Raw genomic sequence first — 22,544 nt, forward strand, 5'->3', positions numbered from 1 at the left:
CGACATCGACACCGAAGACATACAGCCCGGCGGACCCGACATTCACGAACGTGAACGGGGTGCCGAATCAGACGTTGAAAACGCCGACGACGACCAGTTCGCCTTCGCCGACGACGACCAGTTCGCCTTCGCCGACGACGACCAGTTCGCCTTCGCCGACGACGACCAGTTCGCCTTCGCCGACGACGACCAGTTCGCCTTCGCCGACGACGACCAGTTCGCCTTCGCCGACGACGACCAGTTCGCCGTCGTCGTCCAGTTCGCCGTCGGCCTCGACGTCGCCGAGCGATTCCGCACCCACTCTGACAAACGCGGACATGTATGGAAAGGCGGGTGACCGGATCAATGCCGGGTATACCCTCCTACCGGGCGATAAGATCACAAAGAAGGATGATGACGGTAATGTCGTCTACACTCTCTCCCGGAATAAAGACGGCGACTATCTCCTGACCGATGCCAACGACAAGCCGATGTGGGGCTACTCGGGTGCCGGTAGTGACCTGGAATCGATGGCTTTCGATCGAATTCTGGGGGCCAATGGCAGCATAAAAACTTCCTACAATGGCAGTGATGTAGCAACAATAGTCCCCGGAAATCTCAAACCGCATTTCGAGCTTATTGTTCTGCACCATCCCAAGTATCAGTCGATGGGATCGAAATTCCTGATCGACCACGGTCAGGACAGCTTGCAGAAGGCGGTTGATCTGGCGGGTTCCGGCGATGCGAAGGATGTACCCGATTTTTCGAAGTGGCTGCACAACAACGGTCTGCCGGATTTCGACGACAGTGCGGATATGGTCGAAAAGTACAATAGCAAAGTCAGTGACATCGGCAAGCTCAAGGACGACCTGAAGGACCTGGACAAGAAGATCGACGCTACGGCGTACGATACCAAGGTCCGATCTACCGACGTCTTTCGGAATACCCTTACCGCCCGGGACGAGCTGAATGATCTGCTGAACGGTGCCGATAAGCCCGAGAATTATGAGCGGAAAGAGGTGGAAGGAACGCCGCAGATGCGGGCGCATCTGCCCCCGGAAGACCGCTACTACTATCGCATCCGGCGTGATTATGAGCAGCAGATACAAAAAGAGCTCACCACCAAGATCACCGCTATCGAGAAGCAGATCCGCGATACGTACCACGCCAACGAAAAGGGCGGCGATGACGTCAAGGATCCGCCGGCGCCTAAGCCGACCCCCAGCCCAACGCCAACGCCGACGCCGACGCCGACTCCCACTCCGACCCCCACCCCGACCGCGGACGCCGACCCCATCGACTTCAATAAGGAACTGGGCCTGGACGGCCTCGGCGATGGCGCCTTCGGCGATGACGACGGTCTGACCACCTCCGACGAGCTCACCGGTGCCGACGGCACGACGGACACCACCGACACGACCGGATCCACCGGCACGGGTTCGGATATCGCATCGAAGATCGATAGCGCCATCGCACAGATCCAAAGCGCGGCTACCGGTGGTGGGTCGACAAGCGGCGGTGGGTCCGGTGGTAGCTCGAGTGGCATGAGCAATCCGTACGGTATGGGTAGTAATCCGTACGGGAGTGGGTCGAGCCCCTTGTCCTCGATGATGAATCCGTACAATCTGCCGCAACAGGTGCAGAACGGCACGAACCCTTACTCGCAGCTGGCCGGGAATAATCCGGCCACGGCGGCGACGGCGGCTGCCACCAATCCGCAGACCTTGACGAATGCGGCGAACAGCGCGGTCTCCGCGGCAACGGCCACACCGGTATCAGCGAATCCGAACGCGATGGTCGACGCGAAAATACCCGGTCTCGGAGATGTGAAGCTGCCAGCGGGGACGCTCGCCGAAGCCTTCAACCATGCGATCAACGATCCGAACGGTGCCGACGCGCACGCGGCGTATACGGGCACGGCCGGGCAGGAAACCGACACTCGCCCGTGGGCGAATATCGGAGAGGGCCAAGTAAGAACCGGGGATGTGGTGCAATTCGAACACCGAAGCGCGCTGGTCTATGTCGACGAGCACAATAAGATATTCGCCATTGTGGGCGGAGGCGCGATACCGCTCGACACCGCGTCTCCACCGGATGCCAGCTTCGGCAGCTTCATGACATTCAAGCACCCCACCGGACTCGATGGCGTCGGCAATGCCACCCAACAGGCCGCGCTGCCACCGGTGACCACCGCAGGAACGGCGCCGTCGTCGCCGCCGCCGGTTTCCGCCGCCACGGCCCAGGCCTGAGAACCTCATCTCGCGGTGGGGTGGGGCCCACTTCCGCCGCGAGACTCAGGAGTCCGCACGTCCGCATCGTGATGGCGAACGACTCTGCCAGAACATGTTTCGGGCTGCACCCGATCGGTTGGCAACCCGCGCCCGGCCCTGTGTTAGTGCCGCGTCCAGATAGGTTGCCGCGCTATCAGGTCCGACTCGCTCGCCGAGCGCAGCCGAAACGCTGCACCACACGCCCCGCAGCACCGCCATAAGACTGCGCTCGACGGATCTCGATACCTCACAAGCTATCTCGACGCGGCATCCAAGGCGCCAGGTCAGGTCTGGGCTGTGGGCGTGACGGCCACAGGTGCACTCGGATCGCTCGGTGTCGCGGCAGGAGGTTGGGTGGTCGCAGGTGCGGTCACTCCTGGCGCAGCCGCGGGCGGCGCGGTGGCCGTCGCATTGGGATCGGTCGTCGCGGGTGCGGTGGCGGCTGGCTCCCCAGGCGCGGGTGTGCCAGGCACGGGTGTGCCAGGCGCCGCGTGCTCGGACCTGGCCTTCTCTTGCTCTTCGCGTTCCTTGCGCTGTTGCTCGCTTTGCCACAGCGTGCTGGCCACCATCACCCCCGCCGGGACCAACATCGCGAGCGTCTGGAAGATCTGGCCGATTCCGCCGTCGCCGCCACCGGAACTACTACCACCACCCGATGAACTGCTGCCGGAGGAGCCGTTGCCGGAGGAATCTTTGTCCGAACTGCCGCTACCAGAGCTGTCGTTGCCGTTTCCGGCCATGTTCTGATTGTTCTGGTAGACCGCCTCGACCTTCCGGTACACCTGCTCGACCGCGGTGGCGATCTTCTCCATGAGCTTCATTTCCTGCTCGGCCTTGTGCTTACCGGTGATCGGCACCTTCAGGTCGGTCTGCAGGGCGTGCACGATTTCCTTGATGGCTGCGAGCGTCTCGTCCTTCTTCGCGGCCACTTCGATCGCGGTCTTGGCGACCTCGTTGTCGTAACTGAGCAGTGAGGTTTGCCGGGCCTGCACGGCCGACAGGGCCTGCTGGTAGGCGACGGTGGTTTCGCCCTTGCCGAGCGCCTTGTACACCACGGTTCGCAGCAGATCACCGACCTCGGGCGGCGGTTCTGGAACGCCGCGCCCGAGCAGATCGACCGCGGACTGAATTGCGGCCTCCGCCATGGCGACAAACGATTTCAGCGCCGTTGACGCGCCCGGCGGGGGATCCAGTTCGACGGGCCAATAGTGTTTCGTGGCGGTGGGCGGTTTGTCGCGGCAATCAGGCTGCTTGTCCTTATCCGGCGGTGGATTCTTTCCGTCGGGCGGATTCTTACCGTCGGGTGAGTTCTGCCCTCCGGGGGGCGGGCCTTGCGGATCGGGCGGCAGCTTCTTGTCGGTACCGGTGGTGTGATCGGTGGTGCTGGTCGGCGCACTGGCCCAGGCGAATGTATCGGCCGCGACCTGGTGGTGCTGGTTCGTCAGCGGACCCAATACGCCAGGGTCGATTTCCGTGCTGCCGTCCGCCATATGCGATCAGATCCTTTCCCGCCACCCGACGCCCACCATTGTCCAGCCTTCCCGCAACTGGGAAGTGGGATCGTTTCCGTTTCCCGCCGCGATTGCCGCATAGTCGTGTGCGACTTCGTAGTTCGAGAAGCTTCTACATTTCGTCGGCGACACGACAGCTGCGTCGATTCGGAAGGCGGTCGATGATGAGCGATGGCGAGTCGGTCGGATGACGCCGCAACTCACACTCGACCTCAACGGGGTCCTGAACTCCCTACTCGGACTCTACGGTTCGGGCCAACCGAGCCCAAGCACGATGGCGACCGCCGTGTCGTCGGTTGCCGCCCGCACCGAGGACGGTCATCGCGGTTCTTTGATGGTCGGCTACGGCGACATGCGCGGTATGCATCAATCCGTCGCCGAATCCCATGCGGGCAAGGACAATATCGTGAACCGGGCGGTGGCGTCCGCTGGTGACGGCACCATGGTCGGCCGGAACATGGTGAACAATCAGATCGCCGATCTGCAGACTCGCCTGCAGGCGATCGCGACGGTCGGCGATACCCGCTTCAGCGGTCCGGCGCTGCTCGATGCCGCCCAGAACACCATCACCAAGGTCGCCAAGCAGGTCGACGCCGATGTCGCGGCGGCGCGGCACCAGGCGGCTCAGATCATGCCGCCAGCCGCACCACAGGTCACGCGCGGTCGCGTGACGGGCGGTGGGAGCCGTCGTCGGCGCCGGAGTCGTGCGCGCACCACGGGCCGCGCGACCTCTCGACTGCAAGCCATCGCCGGGCATCCCGTTCCGTCGGACGGAACCGCCGGCGGCAAGGCGGTCAGCGCGGCCAGTGCCTGGCTGGGCACGCCGTACATCTGGGGCGGCGGCGGTGCGGGCGGTCCGACCGGCGGCGGCTTCGACTGTTCCGGGCTGACCCAGTATGCCGTCGCGCAGGCCACCGACGGCCGAGTCGTACTGCCCCGCACCACTTATGACCAGATCTACTCCGGTGTTCGAATTTCTCCGCACGACGTGCGGCCAGGCGACCTGGTTTTCCCGGCGAGCTCGTTCAGCGCGCGGGGGCCGGAGCACGTCCAGCTCGCGGCGGGCAACGGGCTGGTGATCGAGGCGCCGTACTCGGGTTCGACGGTCAAATGGTCGCGCATGTCCAGCGACGCCGTCGTTGTGCGAGTGATCTGAAGTGTGCGAACACCTCAGGCGAACATCACAGCGGCCGGTGGCTGCCTGAGTGCCACCGGCCGCCAGGGGAGCCGTCGGGGATGGGGGTTCGGCGACTCACCACGGATGTGGGGAATCCGTTGTGCACGGCGGCCTGTTGCCGGGTTGCGACTCCAGGCCGCCGCTCGAGGTTGTGGGCTGCCAGGATGAGGACCGCCAGCCCGCTGTTAACTATACCGCTAAATAGCGGTGCGATCAATAGTGTGCCGTTGAATCTGTAGGTCCCTGTCTGGTCGATGATTGATAGCCGTGAACGACAGCGGCCGGTACCTGGGGCGGGTCGGATCAACTGCGCCTGAAGGTGTGTGCTCGGGGAGCGCTCACGTTGATATTGCCGTTAAATGATGGCACTATCGATAACGGCTACTTGTCTAGAGGGATGCATTTCCCCTGCCCAAGAGGCTTCCCAGTGTTGGGAATTGGGTGGAAACGGCGGCAGTCGCGAAATGTCTATGGTTCCCGCAGGCGAGAGTGGCGGAAGGGATGTCCAGGTGTCAGCGGCCGAGGACGCGTTCTATACAGGTGTTCAATCACTGGGATTGGTCGCCGGGGGAGTGCGAAACGAACAGCAAGCGGTGGCCGCGTTCCGGGCCGCCACCGATCTTGATCCGGATATGTGCGATGCCTGGCTCGGCTGTGCCATGGCCGGTGAAGTCACCTCCGAGGTGATCTACGGTGCCTACCGCTCCGTGCACAACCTCTATCGGGACCAGCAGCGCGCGGGTCTGGTCGACCGCTCACTGTGGTGTCAGGTCGAGATCGGCATGTACGGGCTGCGGGTAGCGATGGCCGATCGCGATCAGATCGCGATCGCGCAGGCATGTTCATACGCCGAGGGCGGCGAGTGGCAAGAGGCCGCCGCGATTCTCGATCAGGTGCCCAGCGACGATGTGGCCGATTTCGTCCGCATGTCGTTGTTCTTCCGGACCAAGCAGTGGCTGGATGTACTCAGTGCGCGCAATGCGAAGCCGGTGCTCGAGGACGGACTGCTGGATATCGCGGCCGAGCTGATGACCGCCCAATCGCTGGCGCATCTGGGGCGGATGGGCGAGGCCATGCCGCGCGCACAGCGCATCGCCGAGGATGCCGCTTCGGGCAATCTGTCCTACCTCTGGGCGGATGCGCACTTCCTGTTGGGCATGCTGTACCGGCACAACGGCGATCACGAGAACGCCGACCGAATCCTCAAGGGGCTGCAGGGATCCGGCCTGTGGACCGAGCGGGAAGAGTGGCAGCGCGCGGTCAAGGACAAGTCGTATCGGCTCGAGATCACCACGCCGGATCTGCTCGCCTCGCGCACCGACAAATGGGATCCGAAGACCGGTGCCGATCCCGCCGAGGCCGCGGCATCGGCGGCGCGCGAGGAGCGGGAGACGCTGCTGACGGAGGCCTCGGAGCTACTGCAAGCGCAGATCGGCATGGATTCGGTCAAGGAGCAGGTCGACCGGCTGAAGTCGGGTGTGCTGATGGACCAGGTGCGGGCCAAGCGCGGTCTGGCCGTGGAATCCAAGTCGCAGCATCTGATCTTCTCCGGACCGCCCGGTACCGGCAAGACCACCATCGCCAGGGTGATCGCGAAGATCTTCGCCGGCCTCGGTGTGGTGAAGAATTCCGAGGTGATCGAGGTCTCTCGCAACGATATGGTGGGCACCCACCTCGGCCATACCGCACCGAAGACCAATGCGTTGATCGACTCCGCGCTCGGCGGGGTGCTTTTCATCGACGAGGCCTACACACTGATCCAGGAGGGTCTGTCCGGCGGCGACGCATTCGGCAAGGAGGCCGTCGACACACTACTGGCACGGATGGAGAACGACCGCGACAAGCTGGTCGTGGTCATCGCCGGATACGAGGACCAGATCGACCGGTTCCTGGCCTCCAACGACGGCCTCGCCTCGCGCTTCACCAAGCGGATCCGGTTCTCCAGCTATGGCGCCGACGAGCTGACGCAGATCGCCGATCATATTGCGCGCAAAAAGGATTCGCTGCTGTCGGAATCGGCGCGGGAGATCCTGCGGGATCGCTGCGAGCAGCTGTCCGGACAGACCAAGAACGGTCGCTTGCTGATCGACCTGGCGGGCAACGGTCGTTTCATTCGCAACGTCGTCGAGGCCGCGGAGGCCGAGCGCGACTATCGCTTCACCAAGGAGAATGTGGATGTCGCGTCGATGAGCAACGAAGAATTGATGACCATCGACGCGTTCGACATTACGGCCGCGCTGGCAGGTTTGGCGCCGACAGGCTGAGCCGGTGGCGCGTTTCCGGGTGGTGACCAAACACCAGATATCCGGCTGGCGATTCCTCCTGCGCCGTATCGAACATGCCCTGGTGCGTCGCGATGCGTCGATGGTCGACGACCCGCAACGCGGGCGATCCACCGCACTGTCGATCGGCATCGCACTGGCCTGTGTCATGGTGGCCGGTGCGGCGGTGCTGGCGTTTTTCAAGCCCGCGAAACAGGTCGGCAACTCGAATATCGTCTCGGAGAAGGACAGCGGCGCACTATTCGTGCGCCTCAACAACCGGTTGTATCCGGCACTGAATCTGACTTCGGCGCGATTGATCCTCGGTACCGCCGAGAATCCGGTGCCGGTCTCCCGTGACGTGCTGGCGAAGTATCCGCGCGGACCGTGGGTCGGTATCCCCGGGGCGCCGGGCACCATCGTCGACAGTGGTACCCGGGATTCGTCGTGGACGATCTGCGATACCACGTTCATCGGTTCGGCCGCGCCGGTGAATCAGTCGACCGGGCTGCCCACCACCGCCTCCTCCGCGGTCCGGACCACCGCGATCGGCGGCTCGCTCACCGTCGACGGCGACAGCATCCGCACGCTCGGTGCCGACGATGCCCGGCTGGTGCGCAACGGCAACGACACCTGGTTGCTGTACAACGACGGTGAGAAGGGTGTGGTCCGCGCGGCGATCAGCCTCGCCGACTCCGCGGTGACATTGGCACTCGGCATCGACCCGACCACGCCGGTGCCCAATGCGTCCAGCGGACTCATCGATGCGACGCCGGAGGTGCCCCCGGTGCGAGTGCCGGATGTACCGGGCGCGGGCGGTTCGACGACCTTGAGTTCGGGACTGTCGGTCACGGTCGGATCGGTATTGAGCATGTCGACACCGGATCGCGGCGCCTCGTACTACCTGGTATCCCAATCGGGCTTGGTCCAGGTCAGCGCGGTATTGGCGGCGATTGTCCGCAATGCCGACTCACACGGTATGCCCGCGACGACGGCGGTCGGGCCGGATATCATCACGGCCAATATGCGGCCAGGGGCCTGGCCGGGGACGGCCGATTACCCGGCTCGCCCGGTCAAGATCGTCGACCCCACTCGTTTCGGGGTGAGTTGCTACCACTGGTCACGCGATAACGGTGATCCGAATGCCCGCACCGAGCTGCTGGTCGGCAGGCAGCTGCCGTTGACGACCGGGGATCAGGTTCGCGTCGTCGACCTGGTGACCGCGCCGAGTTCGGGTGGCGCCACTGCGGATTCGGCCTATTTGCCCGGTAGCAGCGGTCGTTTCGTACAGGTCACCGGAGCCGATCCCACGTCGCCGCTGCGCGAATCGCTGTACTGGATCTCCGACAGCGGAGTGCGTTACGGCATCGACGTCGGCACCGGTGACAACGGTAACCAGACCTTGACCGCACTGGGACTGCGCAGCCCGGTGCCCGCGCCGTGGAGCATCGTCTCATTGTTCGCGGTCGGTCCGGTGCTGTCGCAGAAGGATGCCCGCGTCCAGCACGACGGGATTCCCACCGACAAATCGGCCACCGGCCTGAAGACCGGCGGTACGTCATGACGACCACGCGTCGATTCGTGCGCCCGGCGCGCGCCGTCCGCGGTCCCAAGGCGCCCGCCGTAACCGAGTTGCGGTTGCAGCCGCCCACCGAGCTGCCCAAACCGGTGCCGCCGTCCAGAATCAAAATGATCATGCCCGTGGTGATGGTCGCGGGTATGGGCGGAATGATGGTGATGATGTTCCGCAACGGCGGGCAGATGTCACCGATGATGATGATGTTCCCGGTCATGATGCTGGTGTCGATGTTCGGCATGATGGGCGGATCGATGGCGGGCGGTGGCGGTGGCAACGCGGCCTCGCTCAACGAGGAGCGCAAGGACTATCTGCGCTCTATCGCCGATAACCGCAAGACCGTTCATGCGGCGGAATCGGAGCTTTTCGCCTTCCTGCGATACACCCATCCCGGCCCCGCGGAGATCTCCCGGCTGGTCGGCGGCACCCGGATGTGGGAGGTGCAGGTCGCGAGTCCGCAGTTCCTGCGGGTGCGAGTGGGCCGGGGCCGGATCGCCAACCAGGTGCGGGTGATCGTGCCGGAGGCGGCGCCCACCTCGGACCTGGATCCGGTCGGCGTTGTCGAGGTGACCCGGTTCGCGAAGGCCTATTCGACCGTCGGCGGTATGCCCGTCGCGATCAATCTGCTTTCGGCGCCACAGGTCGGATTCGACGGTGACGCGGACGTGGTGGCGGCGCTCGTGCGCGCGATGATCGCCGAGATCGCGGTCCTACACGGACCCGACCAGGTGGCCATCGCCGCGGTGCTGTCGGATCCGGACGGACAGGACTGGTCCTGGCTGAAGTGGTTGCCGCACACGCAGCATCCGAGTGAGACCGACGCCATCGGATCGAGCCGGATGGTGTACCGGTCCGTATCGGAATTGCGCACAAAGGTTCTCGCCGGTCTGAATCGCGGCCCGTTCTCGGCCAACTCGCAACCCACACTCGACCGCACGCACTACATCTTGATCGTGGATGTGGGTGGCGCGGCCAATGAGCGCGATATCTCCGGTGTGGACGGCTGCACCTGGCTGCGGCTCGGCGCGGCCGAACAGACGCTGCCGCGGGCGCTGAAGTTCTCGGTGAGCGAGAACCGGGATCTGCACGAGATCACCGCGCGTGGGCCGCGCCGGGTCGGCACGTCCGATTCCATGTCGGTGCCCGCGGCAATCGCGTTGGCGCGCAACATCTCTCCGCACCGTCTGTCGACCGTGGTGGAGGCGGTGGCCGCCGAACAGGCCAGCGGCGGCACCTCCTGGGAGGACATGGTCGACATTTCCGATCCGGGCAATATCTCGGTCGATCTGCACTGGCCGAATCGCCGCGACAGCGACCGCGCCAGGCTCAACATCCCGTTCGGCCACGATCCGACCAGCCAGCTCGTCTTCCTCGACATCAAGGAATCGGCCGAGGAGGGTATGGGCCCGCACGGTATGTGCATCGGCGCCACCGGTTCCGGAAAGTCGGAATTCCTTCGCACACTGGTGCTTTCGGCGGTCGCGACGCATTCGCCGGATGTGCTGAACCTGCTGCTCGTCGACTTCAAGGGTGGTGCGACCTTCCTCGGCTTCGACCGGCTGCACCACGTCACCGCCGTGGTCACCAATATGGAAGAGGAAGCCGATCTCGTCACTCGTATGGAGGACGTGATCAATGGTGAAATGGCCAGGCGGCAGCGGATTCTGCGCGACGCGGGCAATTTCGCCAGCGTCGCCGATTACGAGCGGGCCCGCGAACAGGGCGCACAACTGCCGCCGCTGCCAACACTGCTCATCATCCTGGACGAATTCGCGGAACTCCTCGAACAGCATCCGAATTTCTCCAAGCTGTTCGTGGCCATCGGCCGACTCGGCCGGTCGCTGCGCATCCATTTGCTACTCGCGTCGCAGAAGGTGCCCGCCAACCGGATGGGTGAGCTCGAGGCGCATCTGTCGTATCGAATCGCGTTGCGCACCAACCAGACCGCCGACTCCCGTGATGCCATCGGCACCGCGGATGCCTACCATCTGCCGAAGAAGCCGGGCTCGGGATATCTGCGGGTCGGCTCGGGTGATCTGCAGCGCTTCCAGGCCGCGTATGTGGGTTCCAGCTACACCGCGCCCGCCCAGGCCAATGCGGCCAGCGCCCAGCGCGCGCGCCGGATCGGCGGCGGATACCGGCCGCCGCAGCAGTTCACCGCCACCCAGATCATCAATGTCCGGTCGGAGCCGGTTGTCGCACCCGAGCCGGTCGCGCCTGAGGTGGACCCCGACGGCGAGCCCGTCACGCTGATGGAGACGGTGCTGCAGCAATTGGCGGGTCACGGTCGCCCGGCGCACAAGATGTGGCTGCCTCCGCTCGGTGTACCACCCACGCTGGATCGGTTGGTCCGCTCGACCACTCCCGGTGCACTGCAGCTGGCGCTGGCGATTGTGGACAAGCCGCGCCAGCAGCGTCAGGACGTGTGGTCGGTCGATCTATCCGGCGCCGGTGGGCATATCGCCGTCGTCGGTGGACCTCAGTCGGGCAAGTCGACCGCACTGCAGACCTTGGTGGTGTCGGCCGCGTTGACCCACACTCCGGAACAGGTGCAGTTCTACTGCCTCGACTTCTCGGGTGGTCTTACCTCACTGCGTAATGTGCCGCATGTGGGATCGGTTGCCTCGGCGCGCGACGGCGACCGGATCCGGCGCACCTTCGCACTGATCACCAATCTTGTCGCGAGCCGGCAGGCGCTGTTCTCCGAACTCGGTATCGACTCCATGCGCGAATTCCGGCGTCGGCGCGGGGTGCCGCGGGAATCGGCGGAGCTCACCTCCTACGGCGATACGCACGGCGACGTATTCTTCGTCATCGACGGGTGGGATATCGGCTTCTCCGTCAATGGGCCCTACTACGACGAATATGTGCCGGTCATGGAGTCGATCGCGCTACAGGGTCTGAACTACGGCGTGCACCTGGTGGTCAGCAGTTCGCGCTGGGCCGCCATCCGGCCGAACATCAAGGATCTGCTGCAGACGCGGCTGGAGATGCGTCTCGGTGATCTCACCGATACCGTCTTCTCCCAGCATCGTGGGGTGGTCTCGGCGATTCCGGCGGATCGTCCCGGTCGCTGCCTTTCCAACGATGGGCTGCATATGCTCACCGCGCTGCCGCGCATCGATGGTGTCGGCGATGCCGAGTCGGCGGCCGCCGGTGTCGCGGGCGCGATCGACGAGCTCACCCGTCGATACCAGGGACGCCGGGCACCGGAAGTCAAGCTGCTGCCGGATCGGATCACCCTGGCCGAGATCCGCGCGAATCGGCCGGAGCCGACCACCCTGGCGCAGCGGCTGGTCGTGCCGTTCGGCGTGCGGGAATCCGATCTGCGACCTGCCGCCATCGATTTCGGTGTCTCGACGCACATGGTCGTGCTCGGCTCGTCGGGCTGTGGCAAATCGACGGTGATCGGGGCGTTGCTGGAATCGATCCGGACGCAGTTCACGAAGGACCAGGCCCGGGTACTGCTGGTGGACTACCGCCGCCAGCACATGGAGGCAATTCCGGATGAACAGCTGGTCGGGTATCTGACCAGCGAGCGCGATCTGAAGGACGGGCTGCCTCCCTTCGCCGCCAAGATGCGCGAACGCCGCCCACCAGATGGGGTGACCCCGCAGCAGTTGCGGGAACGCTCGTGGTGGAGCGGACCGGAGATCTTTGTGGTCGTCGACGACTACCACATGGTGGCGCCACGTGGTTCGATCAATCCCTTGGACACGCTGCGCGACCTCATTGTCGACGGCCGCGATACCGGTTTCCATCTCATCGCCGCGCGCAATATCGCCCAGGCCGATATGGCGCTGTACGACAACGTGCTCGGACAGGTCAAGAATCTCAACAGCTCTGGACTGATCATGGATGGTTCAAAGTTGGACGGCATGCTCATCGGTGACGTAAAGCCGAGCAAGCAGCCCGTCGGCCGCGGGATCTTCGTCGAGCCGTTGCACTCCCGCAAGGATCTCGTACAGGCCGCGTGGACCCCACAGCCGGAATGATCCCTGGTCAAGGCCATTTGTGTACGACATTCCCAGAGTTGGGAATGCCTTAGCGTTCTTGGTGTATCGACTCGCGAAGAGTCGGCACCTCTCGTTAGGAGACTTCCATGAACCTCGATATCGTTCCGGATCATCTCCCGGTTATCGCCGCGCAGCTCGGTATCAGTGCGGCTGAGCTCATACAGATGCTCGGTTCGGTCGCGTCGGCCTCGATCCCGCTGCCGCCCGGGTTGGATGATGTCAGCGCATGCATTCCCCAAGCATTCGGCAACCAGGCCGCACGGGTATTGCCGTGCACCGCAAACGGAGTCGCGCACGGAGTCAATGGCGCGGAAGCGCTACCCGGAGTGGGTGTCTTCTTCGCGGTCACAGATGTTGGTGGCGGTGGCGAGGTCCTCAGTAACGCTGTGATAGCCGGCAAGTAATCGAGGGCAACCCGAGCGAAAGCATGATGATATGCTCTTGCCTTTTTTCATCGCACAGACACCCGAGGAGATAATCGGGCGCCTGCTCTGCGGTCCCGGGATCTCCGGGACGCTGGTGACATCGGGTGCGTATCAGGCGATGGCGATGCAATTGAATGCTGCCGCCGCGGCCACCGAGGGGTCGATGACCGAGTTGAGCGGAACGTGGCATGGGCTGTCCGCTGACCAGGCGCAGTCGGCGTTCCGCAACCACGCGGGGTGGTTGCGTGCGCAGGCCATGGTGGCGGTGCAGACAGCCGTGTTGGCCGATGAGGTAGCCGTCATCTATACCGGAGCCCAGACCGCCATGGAGGGCGTGGCCGTGTGGCTGGCCGAATTCCGGGCGAAGGAAGCCGTGCTGGCCGCTTCGGCCGTCATGGGCGCGCCGACCGGTCCGGTACTCCTCGCGCAGGAGTTGGAGTACTTCGCGATCAAGGTGGCCGCCACCGGCGTTATGGTCTCCTACGCTGGGGCGTTGTTGCCCACGCTCGCGGCACTGCCGCCGCCGATCGAAGCGCCCCCCATCGTGACCGGTGGCGATCCGGGCATGCAGATGGATTACGTATCTTACGACGACCCGACGACCTATAGCGGGACCGAACACACCACTACCGGCACAACCCAAACCACGACGCCGCACAGCACGGACACCGGCGATACCAACACCACCGGTGGTGACAATCAGACCGGTGGATCCGATAACGGGGGATCGGGTGGCAACGATACGCCGAACGATCCCACACCGACGGATCCGACGAACTCGGCAACGCCCACCGATCCCGAACAGTTGGCGCCGCAGGCGGATCCCGGTGCGCTGAACGGTGATTCGGGCGCCAACGGCCTCGACTACGGGTCGTCGGACCAGATGGAACTCGTCGGCACGTCACAGTATTCGACAACGCTCGCGGGATTGAACGGCGGGGTCGGCAGCCTCGTCGCGCTCAATATGTTGCGCGGCGGCGTCGGATCGATGCCGGGCGCTTCGACCGGATTCCGGATGCCGGGCAACTGGAATCCGCTTGCCAGCCGAGCCTTCGGTGCCATGCCGCAGCAGTCGGGAACCGGTCCGATGGGACCCCGCCAAGGCCCGCCGCGTGGCGCGGTCGCGCCGAAGTCCCGGATGCGGCGTCGCCGCGACGACGAGAAAAGGCCGTCGAAGGTATTCGTACCGGGCGAACCTCAGGAAATTCCAGTGCTCGAGCAGGCTCCCGTTGTCGGGGTTATCGAGTATGCGGATGGTAACCGCGACGAGCCCGTGCTCGAACCGGTCTTGGCGGTCGGCGTCATCGAGCGAATCGAAGACGAAGCGGTGCTCGCCTCGGCAGAACGTCCCCGGTGAAGCGCACCGAGGCCGAATATCCAATTGATGGAGAGGAATAACAATGGCCATTACGGACGTCGATCCGACCCTGGTCCGGACGACCGCGGACAACACGTTCATCGGTATGGGCGAGCTCGAAACGCATCTCGCGAAGATGCAGGCCGCCCAGGACGAGTTGTACGTCGCGGTCAGGGGAAATACCGGTGATGCGGTCTACCACACGATGAGCGAGGCATACCAGCAGGGTAAGAAGCTCGCCAAGGACTTGCAGGAAATCATCAATGTGATGAACAAGAACGGCGTCACTTTCGATGAGAGTGATATGGACCAAGCTCAAAGGGTTTTGGCGCAGATGGGTGGCGACGGGGTCAACTCCGGGGAAGCAACCAATTGGCTCAGCGACGGTGCTATCAAGGCTGAGGCAAGCAAGGTAAACCTGAATTTTTCATGAGGTTTCGGAAACCACTTAATCGAAGTCAGGAAGGATTAGTTCGATGACCAAGCCTATTCACCTCAATCACGCCACCGCGGCGGCCGCCATTGGCGATGTCACGGCGCTCGTCGGTGCGATGATGGAGAACACCGAGCGATTGCGTGGACTCCAGAAGGGGCTGGAAGCCGTGTTGCAGGGCGCCATGGGCGACGCGTACCACGGCACGATGACCAACTACAACAACGACCTGTCTGCCTACGATGCCCAGGTCAAGAAGTTGAACACCGCGGTCCAGCACAGCACCAGCGAGATCCAGCAAACCGACTTCCGGGCGGGCGCGCTGTTCCAGGGCCTCGGCAGGGCCTAACGATCGCGCAGTTTCCTTCCGTGCCGTCGCATGTTTCGCGGCGCGCACGGGCTGTTTCCGATGACTCGACATTCGGTGAAGGTGTGGAAGACGATCCAATCGCAATCGACCTGAATGTCGATGCCGCCCTGCTGCTCCAGCAGTTGGTCGGCATCGACTCCTATCCGCCGGTATTGGCGCTGCTGCCGAATATCTATCGGCCCGAAGACCGGGACCGTGTAGACGCCGTCGTCGGCGCACAGCTCACCGAGGTGGGCGTGCTCGAGGACGGGCGGGTGCACCCGGTCGTCGAGCAATGGCTGCGGTGTCTGTATCGGCCGGATGCGGAACTGGTTGCCCGGATCCTGGATACCGGCTCGGAGGACGAACCGCAGGCAATGCTGCGGTTGTCGCTGGTACGCGCGGGCGAGACACATGTGCTCGCGGTGCGTTCCGACGACCACGTCGTCATCCAGTCGGTATTCCTGCCGGATCGCCAACTCGGCACGCTCACCGCGGCGATCGCCGCTGCGCTCGGTCCGATGCCCGCTGTGCGGTTCGAGCCGATGACGGCGACGGCCGAGCAATTCGGTGAAGTGCCCGACGACCAGGACGAACGGCGGCGCGCCCTGGTGGAACTCGGTGCCGAACCACACACTGCCGGAGTGCTGAGCCGGGTGATGGACGAAGTGGTACGCCGGGCCGAGGTGGTGGTGATCGAGCACCACGACGGCCGCGAGGCGCAGCCCGAGTTCTGTGTGAGCGTGCTGGACGCCCCGTCGGGGCGGATCATCGTGACTCCGAGCGTTGCGATGGACGGGCAGCTGTGGTCGACATACGCACCCGGCGACGACGTGGCACTGCATGCGGGCATCGGGGCACTGGTCGATCTTTTACCCAGCCGCAGCTGGTTCGAAACCAGCCGCGCCGACTGAATTGTGCCGCCAGGGTTTTCGAGAGGATGAGCGAAGTGAACCGAGCACCGAGTATGAACGGTCATTCGACCGAGTCCGTCCGGGCTCGAGGCGGATACGATGCCTTCTTCTCACCTGTACCCGAACAGAGCGGTCCTCCGGCCGCGGACGGATCGGCTCCCGCGGGCGCGAGCGCGGCCGGTGCATCGGCGGCCCCTGTGCCTTCCACTGGGGCGGATCGCGTTCCAGGCGGTACGGTTCCGCCCGTGCCGCATTTCGATGGTGGTGAGCCCGTGATCGGAGCCCCACCGCAGCCGCCGAGCCAGACCATCGCGTCGGAAGGTGCCGGTACTCCGGTATCCGCTGCGCAACCGCCGCAGGCGAGTAGCGCTGCCGCGTCCGTGGTCGGCCCACCGCCCGTGCCGAGTCCATCCCCTGCCGTCGCGCCGCAGCCGCAGGCCTTCGTCGAACCGCCTACCGCCGCGACCCCGCCGCCGTCGTATCCGGCCCAGGCTGCGCCGACCGAAACATCCAGTGCGGCATGGCAATCCACACAGTCTGCCCAAACTGCCGGTGTGCCTTGGCAATCCGCCGCGAGTGCGGAACCTCCGAGAGCCGCGGAGCAACCCGCGTCGTGGTTGCCCGACCGTATCCAGCAGGCGTCTCATGATCCGTCCGAGCGTGTCGAGGTGCTGCCCGCGCTGACATCGGCGGATCTGCTCTCGGATATCGCGGCAGCCCGGCGTGCGCAGCTGAAGTCCACCAGCGGCATGCGCGGCGCGCTGAACAAGGTCGGCTTCAATCTGGGCCTGTCACCGGCCGAGCAACGTAAGCAAGACCGGCGCGGCCGGATTCGCCGACAGCTCACCGCCCCGTATCAGATCGCGGTGATCAGTGTGAAGGGCGGCGTCGGCCGGACGACTCTCGCGGCGACCCTCGGTTCGACGTTCGCACATCTGCGTCCCGACCGGGTAGTGGCCGTCGACGCGAATCCGGACTTCGGCGATCTGCCGACCCGCACGAGCCCGCATCCGTACGGCCTGACCCTGCGTGATCTGGTGCGTTCGTCGAATCTCGAAGCATTTTCCGCAGTGCATTCGTTCACCTCGATCAATGACGCCGATCTCGCGGTCATCGCCTCGCCCTGGAATACCGAAGCCACCGAGGCGCTTTCGGGCCGGGAGTACTCGATGGCGGTAGAGATCCTGCGCAGGCACTACAACCTGGTGCTGGTGGATTGCGGTACGGGTGTGCTGGATTCGGCGACGAGCACCGTACTGCAGACCAGCGATGCGGTCGTGGTGGCCACCCCGGCCACGGTCGGCGGTGTCAAGGGTGCGGTTGCCACCCTCAATTGGCTGAACTCGCACGGCATGCAGCATTTGATCGCCAAGTCGATCGTCGCGATCATGCACCATCATCCGACCAAGCCGACCGTCGAGGTCGACCAGATCGAGAAGTTGTTCGCGACGGCGCAGCGGCCGACGGCCGTGGTGCCCTATGACGCGCACCTGGCCGAGGGTGGGCCGATCGATCTGCGATTGCTCGATTCCGAAACCCTGCTCGCGTTCGAGGAACTGGCCGCGGCACTGGCCGACGGCTTCGACGGCTACCAGACCCAGCGCCCGTCCCAGGATCGCGGAGAGTGGCGATGAGCACTGCTATCGCGCCGCCGCCACCTGCGCCCTCACCGTCGGCACCGCAGCCGTCCGCGGAGGTCGCGCGCGCCCGGATCGCGGTCATGGTCGCGTCCTACCAGGTAGACGTGGTCGTACCGACCAAGTTCACGATCGAGACATTCATCGATGATCTGCTCGGCGTGCTGGCCCGCGCCATCGGTGACGACACCGTCGACTTCACGCCGCCGAGCGGGCAGTGGAGCCTGGGCCGTCCCGGCGAACCGCCGATGCCGCGCTGGCGCAGCCTCGCCGATCACGATGTCGTCGACGGCACCGTGCTCATGCTGTCGCCGGTCGAATCGGCGGAGGTGTTCACACCGGTCGTCGAGGACATCACCGATGCGCTCGCCATGATCAATGAGCGCGAATTCGCCGAATTCAACGCCGAGACCGCGGCGATCGTCGGCCTGAGTGCGCTCGGCGTCGGCTCGGCCGCGGTGGCGGGCCTGCTGTCGTGGTCGTGGACCGAGAGCGCTTCGATCCTGTGGTGTAGCCTGCCCGCCCTGTTGCTCGGCGCGATCTGCTGGGGCGCCGCGCTGGCCGCCGGTCGTCGTAGGGCCGCGGCGCGGATCTGCCTCGGCCTGGCCCTGAGCGCGCTTCCGCTGCTGTTCGCCGGTGGCGCGATGCTGGTGCCACCGGCCTACGGCGCGCCTGGTGCCTTCGCCGCGGCGAATGTGGCCGCTGGTTCGGTGGTGGCCGCCATCGCGGCGGCGACCATGCTGCGCTTGACCCGACTCGGCATCGCCACCTTGATGGCGGTCACGGTGCTCGGTGTCGTGGTCACCGCCACGGTGCTGCCGGTGACCTATCTCGATATTTCGGTGCGGCAGGTCACTGGTGGCGCTGTATTCGTCGGGCTGGTGCTGCTGACCTCGGCCCCCAGGTTGGCGGTGGTGGCCGCCCGGATCCGCCCGCCCGACCTGCCGGACCCCGGCACCGATGTGGCCCCGACGAGCCTGACCGACATCTTCGATGCCGAGGCCGCCAGGGATGCGGAGCCGGAGCATGATGATGCCGAACTGCACCGCGAACAACTCGGCCACGGGATCGAGGGCCGCGCGCGGCTGGCGGTGACGAGTCTGCGTGGATTGATCGCGGCGATATCGGTACTGCTGTCGGTATCGGCCGTGCTGTCGGCTGCGGCGAGTCCGGGCGGTATCCGGGAGATCGTCATGGCCGCCGCTGTCGCCGGGCTGCTGGCTATGCGGGCGCGCTGGTATCCGGACCTGGTGCAGGCCATCGCCCTGCTCACAGCCGCAGCTGTGACGGTGGTCGGCGTCGGTTTCGTGCTGGTCGGGGCCTATGACACGGCGTTCGCACGGCTGCTGGTCGCGTTGGTGGTCGCGCTGGCCGGTGTCGCCGGGTGCTTCGCTGCGATCCGGTTGCCGGGACGGCGGCTCTCGCCGGTCACCCGGCGGATCATCGACCTCGTCGAATACGCGCTGATCCTGATCGTTCCCGTCATCGCGTTCTGGATCATGGGCATCTACACGGCGATGCGAGCGATCTGATGCGGATCGGCAAGGCCGCGGCCGTCGGGTTGGCCGCGGTGGCGCTGGCCATCGGCGCCGCGCCCGCGAGTGCGCTGGAACCACCGCAGGTGGTGGTCGGTACACCGCCCGCGGATGGTCCGCCCGGACCGGAGGCACCGACCAAACAGGACAAGGGTTGCCTGGCCGCGGGTGTGCTGCCCGACAGTGATCTGTCCCAGGCGCCGCCGCCGGAGCGGGCGCTGGATCTGCCGCGCGCGCGGGCGTTGAGCCGTGGCAGTGGCGTCACCGTCGCGGTGATCGATACGGGCGTATCGCCGGGGGCGCGGCTGCCGAACCTGGTCGGCGGTGGCGACTATGTCGCGACCGGCGGCGACGGGCTGTCGGACTGCGATGCGCACGGCACGTTGATCGCGGGCATCATCGGGGCATCGGCGAGTACCAGCGACGGTTTCATCGGCGTGGCCCCTGATGCGCAGCTGATCTCCATCCGCGTCCGCTCGGGTGCGTTCAGCCCGGAGAACAACGCCAATAGCGATGCGAATCAACAGCTTTCGCTCGAGATCCGGACCGTGGCCCGCGCCATCACCCATGCGGCGAATCTCGGGGCCGGGGTCATCACCGTGGCATTGCCGGTCTGCGTGCCGGTGGATGCCAAGGTCGATCAGTCGATCCTGTCGGCGGCCATCGGGTATGCGGTACACATTCGCGGTGCGCTCATCGTGGCCGGTGCGGGCAATACCGGTACCTCGGGCTGTGAGCAGAACCCGGCGATCGATCCGGCCAAGCCGCTCGATTCCCGGAACTGGAAACAGGTGAAGACCATTTCCGCGCCCGGGTGGTTCGCACCCGACGTGCTGACGGTCGGTTTCACCACCGCGACCGGTGCGCCGATGGCGGATTCGCTATCCGGGCCATGGGTTTCGCTAGCCGCGCCGGGTACCGGCATCGAATCGCTCGGTCCGGGCGGCGGCGGGCTGATCAATGGCGTCGGCTCGCCCGACAAGCTGGTACCGGTCGGCGGCGCGTCCTTCGCCGCGGCGTATGTCAGTGGTGCTGCCGCGCTGCTGCGGTCGCGTTTTCCGAATGAGACCCCCGGTGAGATCAGCGCGCGGCTGCAGGCGAGTGCACATGCTCCGGCCCGCGGCATCGACAATACCGTCGGCGCGGGTGTGATCGATCCCCTTGCGGCGCTGAGCTTTCGCACACCGCCCCAGCCGCCCGCCGGGCTGTTCCGATCGTCGACTCTGGTCATGCCGGATCCGCCGCGCGCGCGGGACCGCCGCCCCGCGGTCGTGGCTACGATCATCATCGCGGCGGCCGTCGTATTCGGTCTGGGCGCGAGTTATGCGAACAAGGTGATCGGGAGACGTCGGTGAGCTTTCCGAGCATTCGAGCCGGCGGTCTCGAACGCGGACCGGTCGCCGCGGTGGTGATCGGCAGTAGCTTTGTGCTGGTTGGTCTTTGGGCGCGGGTCCCGCTGTGGGTCGGGCCCGCGGTGGTGACCGCATTGCTGGTCACCGTGGTTGTGCGGATCAACGGCCGTACCACGGCGCGCTGGCTGCTGGACTGGGGTGCGTATCGGTTCGGCCTCGAGGCCAGGGCACGCGAGCGCGCCGAACGGCTGACGCTGCGTGATGTCGAGGTGGCAGCCGGGGTGTGCGGTGTGCACGAGGCGGGCTCGACGCTGGTCGCGATGATCCAGCTGGCACCGAATCTGGATCTGCCGACGGTCATTTCCGAGAAGAGCCTCTACACCGAGGATGTGGTGCCGGTCGGCGCGCTGCTGCCGCTGCGCGATCAGTTCGGCATCGCCGTCGATATCGATATCGTGACCACTGGTCAGCGCGTTCGTCCGGCCAGCAGCTACAGCATGCTCTACGACCAGCTCATCGGTTCCCATCCGGTAGTCGGCAGCCGGGTGACCTGGCTGGTCGTGCGCCTGGACCAGGAACGCAACCTGTCCGCGCTGTCCCGGCGCGGTCCGGTCGAGGTGGCGGCGCCCAAGGCCTTGGCTTCCGCGGCGCACCGGATCGCGGGCAGGCTGCGTGAGCGCGGCATCGCCGCCCACGCGCTGCCCGCGGACGCACTGCGCGACGCGACCCGGTTGCTGCATGCCGGTGTCGAACTGTCCGACCTGCGGGAGAGGTGGGGCCATCTGGAATCCTCGGCGCCGGGTCGGCTGGTGACCAGCTTCCTCATCGATTGGACCCAGCTCGACGACACCGGACTCGATGACTGCTGGTCGTGGAACCGGGGCCGGACCACCGTCGTGGTGAGTCTGGCGGGCGGTGCGCTCGGCTCACGCGGCCTGGTCCGCTGTGTGGGGCCCGCGGCGACCAGCGAACCGCCCGGATTCCTGCGTCCGCTCGGCGGACGGCAATCGACGGCGCTGCTGGCGACCCTGCCGACCGGCACGTCGGTGCACGACCTGACGGTCGACGAACCCGGCATCGAGATCACGCCCGGCGAACTGCTCGATCTCGCCGTCACCATCGGTCCCAACGGCCAGATTCTCGGCGCGATCAGTGGACAGCCGCGGCATACCCTGGCGCTGCCGCTATTCGATCCGGCGCGCTACAACCCGCGCAGGCGCACTATCGATGTGCACGCGAACCTGCCGGTGGCACAACAGATCGTGCTGCGGGCGATGGTCGTCGGCGCGGATGTCGAGGTTCACTCGGCCCGCCCGGATCGGTGGTCGCAGCTGGTATCCGCGGTCGGCGATCCCAATTCGTTGCGACTGGCCACCGATGGCCGGGAAGTCAATCCGGATGCGGATTCGGCCACGCCGCCCGCGACCATCGCGGTCTTCGACCAGGTGCCACCGCAGGTGTCGGCGGCCCATACGACCGTCACCATCAGCGAACCGGGCACCCCGCGGCGCCGGTCGGTGGATCTGGCCATCAATCAGGTCAGTGCCACCGCGGTCGATGTCAGTATTCCGATGCGCACGGTCCGCGTCGATCTGATCGAGCCACGCGGCGAGACCAGGTACTACGACCCCTCGATCGGTCCACCCGCGCGCAACGGCAACGGAAATATGCCCGCACAGCCGACAGCGGTTCCGCAACCGGGGGCGGCGATGACGGACGAATCGAGGCGGTAATGTTTGTCGGTGTGGTAGC

At 65.5% G+C, this 22,544-nt stretch carries 16 protein-coding genes; 14 read left to right on the plus strand and 2 right to left on the minus strand.

Annotation, left to right across the window (positions count from 1 at the left end):
- Window positions 1-67 precede the first annotated feature (67 nt).
- Complete coding sequence (locus tag ACQPZ2_RS13485; protein ID WP_433525830.1) at window positions 68-319, minus strand: hypothetical protein; 252 nt, start codon at window positions 317-319, stop codon at window positions 68-70.
- Here ACQPZ2_RS13485 and ACQPZ2_RS13490 point away from each other — a divergent pair.
- Window positions 318-2,228 carry a hypothetical protein gene (locus tag ACQPZ2_RS13490; RefSeq protein WP_433525831.1) on the plus strand — a complete coding sequence of 637 codons (1,911 nt, stop codon included), beginning with the start codon at window positions 318-320 and terminating at the stop codon, window positions 2,226-2,228. The genes ACQPZ2_RS13485 and ACQPZ2_RS13490 overlap by 2 nt on opposite strands.
- 305 nt (window positions 2,229-2,533) lie before the next feature.
- On the opposite strand, the gene ACQPZ2_RS13495 is transcribed toward ACQPZ2_RS13490, so the two are convergent.
- Entirely contained in the window at window positions 2,534-3,739 is a 1,206-nt protein-coding gene (locus tag ACQPZ2_RS13495) for a hypothetical protein (RefSeq protein ID WP_433525832.1), read from the minus strand.
- 208 nt (window positions 3,740-3,947) lie between these two features.
- Between ACQPZ2_RS13495 and ACQPZ2_RS13500 the strand changes: the two genes are divergently transcribed.
- From ACQPZ2_RS13500 to eccE, 13 genes are all read left to right on the plus strand, one after another.
- On the plus strand, window positions 3,948-4,916 hold the full coding sequence (locus ACQPZ2_RS13500) for a C40 family peptidase (protein ID WP_433525833.1): 969 nt from the start codon (window positions 3,948-3,950) through the stop codon (window positions 4,914-4,916).
- A 530-nt stretch (window positions 4,917-5,446) separates the two neighbouring features.
- Complete coding sequence (eccA, locus tag ACQPZ2_RS13505) at window positions 5,447-7,201, plus strand: type VII secretion AAA-ATPase EccA (protein ID WP_063047744.1); 1,755 nt, start codon at window positions 5,447-5,449, stop codon at window positions 7,199-7,201.
- Between the two features lie 4 nt (window positions 7,202-7,205).
- On the plus strand, window positions 7,206-8,762 hold the full coding sequence (gene eccB, locus ACQPZ2_RS13510; RefSeq protein WP_433525834.1) for a type VII secretion protein EccB: 1,557 nt from the start codon (window positions 7,206-7,208) through the stop codon (window positions 8,760-8,762).
- Window positions 8,759-12,769: a type VII secretion protein EccCa gene (gene eccCa / locus ACQPZ2_RS13515; protein ID WP_433525835.1), complete on the plus strand. Its 4,011-nt coding sequence runs from the start codon at window positions 8,759-8,761 to the stop codon at window positions 12,767-12,769. Before eccB ends, eccCa begins: the two co-directional genes overlap by 4 nt.
- A gap of 107 nt (window positions 12,770-12,876) precedes the next feature.
- A complete protein-coding gene (locus ACQPZ2_RS13520; protein ID WP_433525836.1) occupies window positions 12,877-13,194 on the plus strand; it encodes a hypothetical protein in 318 nt (105 codons plus the stop codon).
- A gap of 31 nt (window positions 13,195-13,225) precedes the next feature.
- Window positions 13,226-14,572 carry a PPE domain-containing protein gene (locus tag ACQPZ2_RS13525; RefSeq protein ID WP_433525837.1) on the plus strand — a complete coding sequence of 449 codons (1,347 nt, stop codon included), beginning with the start codon at window positions 13,226-13,228 and terminating at the stop codon, window positions 14,570-14,572.
- A gap of 43 nt (window positions 14,573-14,615) precedes the next feature.
- Window positions 14,616-15,005 carry a hypothetical protein gene (locus ACQPZ2_RS13530; RefSeq protein ID WP_433525838.1) on the plus strand — a complete coding sequence of 130 codons (390 nt, stop codon included), beginning with the start codon at window positions 14,616-14,618 and terminating at the stop codon, window positions 15,003-15,005.
- Between the two features lie 43 nt (window positions 15,006-15,048).
- Complete coding sequence (locus ACQPZ2_RS13535; protein ID WP_433525839.1) at window positions 15,049-15,354, plus strand: hypothetical protein; 306 nt, start codon at window positions 15,049-15,051, stop codon at window positions 15,352-15,354.
- An 83-nt stretch (window positions 15,355-15,437) separates the two neighbouring features.
- Window positions 15,438-16,268: an ESX secretion-associated protein EspG gene (locus tag ACQPZ2_RS13540; protein ID WP_063046147.1), complete on the plus strand. Its 831-nt coding sequence runs from the start codon at window positions 15,438-15,440 to the stop codon at window positions 16,266-16,268.
- Between the two features lie 245 nt (window positions 16,269-16,513).
- Window positions 16,514-17,902 carry an AAA family ATPase gene (locus ACQPZ2_RS13545; RefSeq protein ID WP_433525840.1) on the plus strand — a complete coding sequence of 463 codons (1,389 nt, stop codon included), beginning with the start codon at window positions 16,514-16,516 and terminating at the stop codon, window positions 17,900-17,902.
- A complete protein-coding gene (gene eccD, locus ACQPZ2_RS13550; protein ID WP_433525841.1) occupies window positions 17,899-19,437 on the plus strand; it encodes a type VII secretion integral membrane protein EccD in 1,539 nt (512 codons plus the stop codon). Before ACQPZ2_RS13545 ends, eccD begins: the two co-directional genes overlap by 4 nt.
- Window positions 19,437-20,795 (plus strand): type VII secretion-associated serine protease mycosin, encoded by a 1,359-nt coding sequence (mycP, locus tag ACQPZ2_RS13555; RefSeq protein WP_433525842.1) that lies wholly within the window; start codon window positions 19,437-19,439, stop codon window positions 20,793-20,795. Before eccD ends, mycP begins: the two co-directional genes overlap by 1 nt.
- Window positions 20,792-22,525: a type VII secretion protein EccE gene (eccE, locus tag ACQPZ2_RS13560; protein ID WP_433525843.1), complete on the plus strand. Its 1,734-nt coding sequence runs from the start codon at window positions 20,792-20,794 to the stop codon at window positions 22,523-22,525. The genes mycP and eccE overlap by 4 nt, the downstream gene beginning before the upstream one ends.
- Window positions 22,526-22,544 lie beyond the last annotated feature (19 nt).

Source organism: Nocardia pseudovaccinii, assembly GCF_050942345.1.
GTDB classification, from domain to species: Bacteria; Actinomycetota; Actinomycetes; order Mycobacteriales; family Mycobacteriaceae; genus Nocardia; species Nocardia pseudovaccinii.

Coding starts and splice junctions, on each gene's coding strand:
- ACQPZ2_RS13520 (WP_433525836.1), top strand. CDS start 12,877: ATGAACCTCGATATCGTTCCGGATCATCTCCCGGTTATCGCCGCGCAG.
- ACQPZ2_RS13495 (WP_433525832.1), bottom strand. CDS start 3,739: ATGGCGGACGGCAGCACGGAAATCGACCCTGGCGTATTGGGTCCGCTG.
- ACQPZ2_RS13490 (WP_433525831.1), top strand. CDS start 318: ATGTATGGAAAGGCGGGTGACCGGATCAATGCCGGGTATACCCTCCTA.
- ACQPZ2_RS13525 (WP_433525837.1), top strand. CDS start 13,226: ATGCTCTTGCCTTTTTTCATCGCACAGACACCCGAGGAGATAATCGGG.
- ACQPZ2_RS13485 (WP_433525830.1), bottom strand. CDS start 319: ATGTCCGCGTTTGTCAGAGTGGGTGCGGAATCGCTCGGCGACGTCGAG.
- ACQPZ2_RS13530 (WP_433525838.1), top strand. CDS start 14,616: ATGGCCATTACGGACGTCGATCCGACCCTGGTCCGGACGACCGCGGAC.
- ACQPZ2_RS13535 (WP_433525839.1), top strand. CDS start 15,049: ATGACCAAGCCTATTCACCTCAATCACGCCACCGCGGCGGCCGCCATT.
- mycP (WP_433525842.1), top strand. CDS start 19,437: ATGCGGATCGGCAAGGCCGCGGCCGTCGGGTTGGCCGCGGTGGCGCTG.
- eccCa (WP_433525835.1), top strand. CDS start 8,759: ATGACGACCACGCGTCGATTCGTGCGCCCGGCGCGCGCCGTCCGCGGT.
- eccD (WP_433525841.1), top strand. CDS start 17,899: ATGAGCACTGCTATCGCGCCGCCGCCACCTGCGCCCTCACCGTCGGCA.
- ACQPZ2_RS13500 (WP_433525833.1), top strand. CDS start 3,948: ATGACGCCGCAACTCACACTCGACCTCAACGGGGTCCTGAACTCCCTA.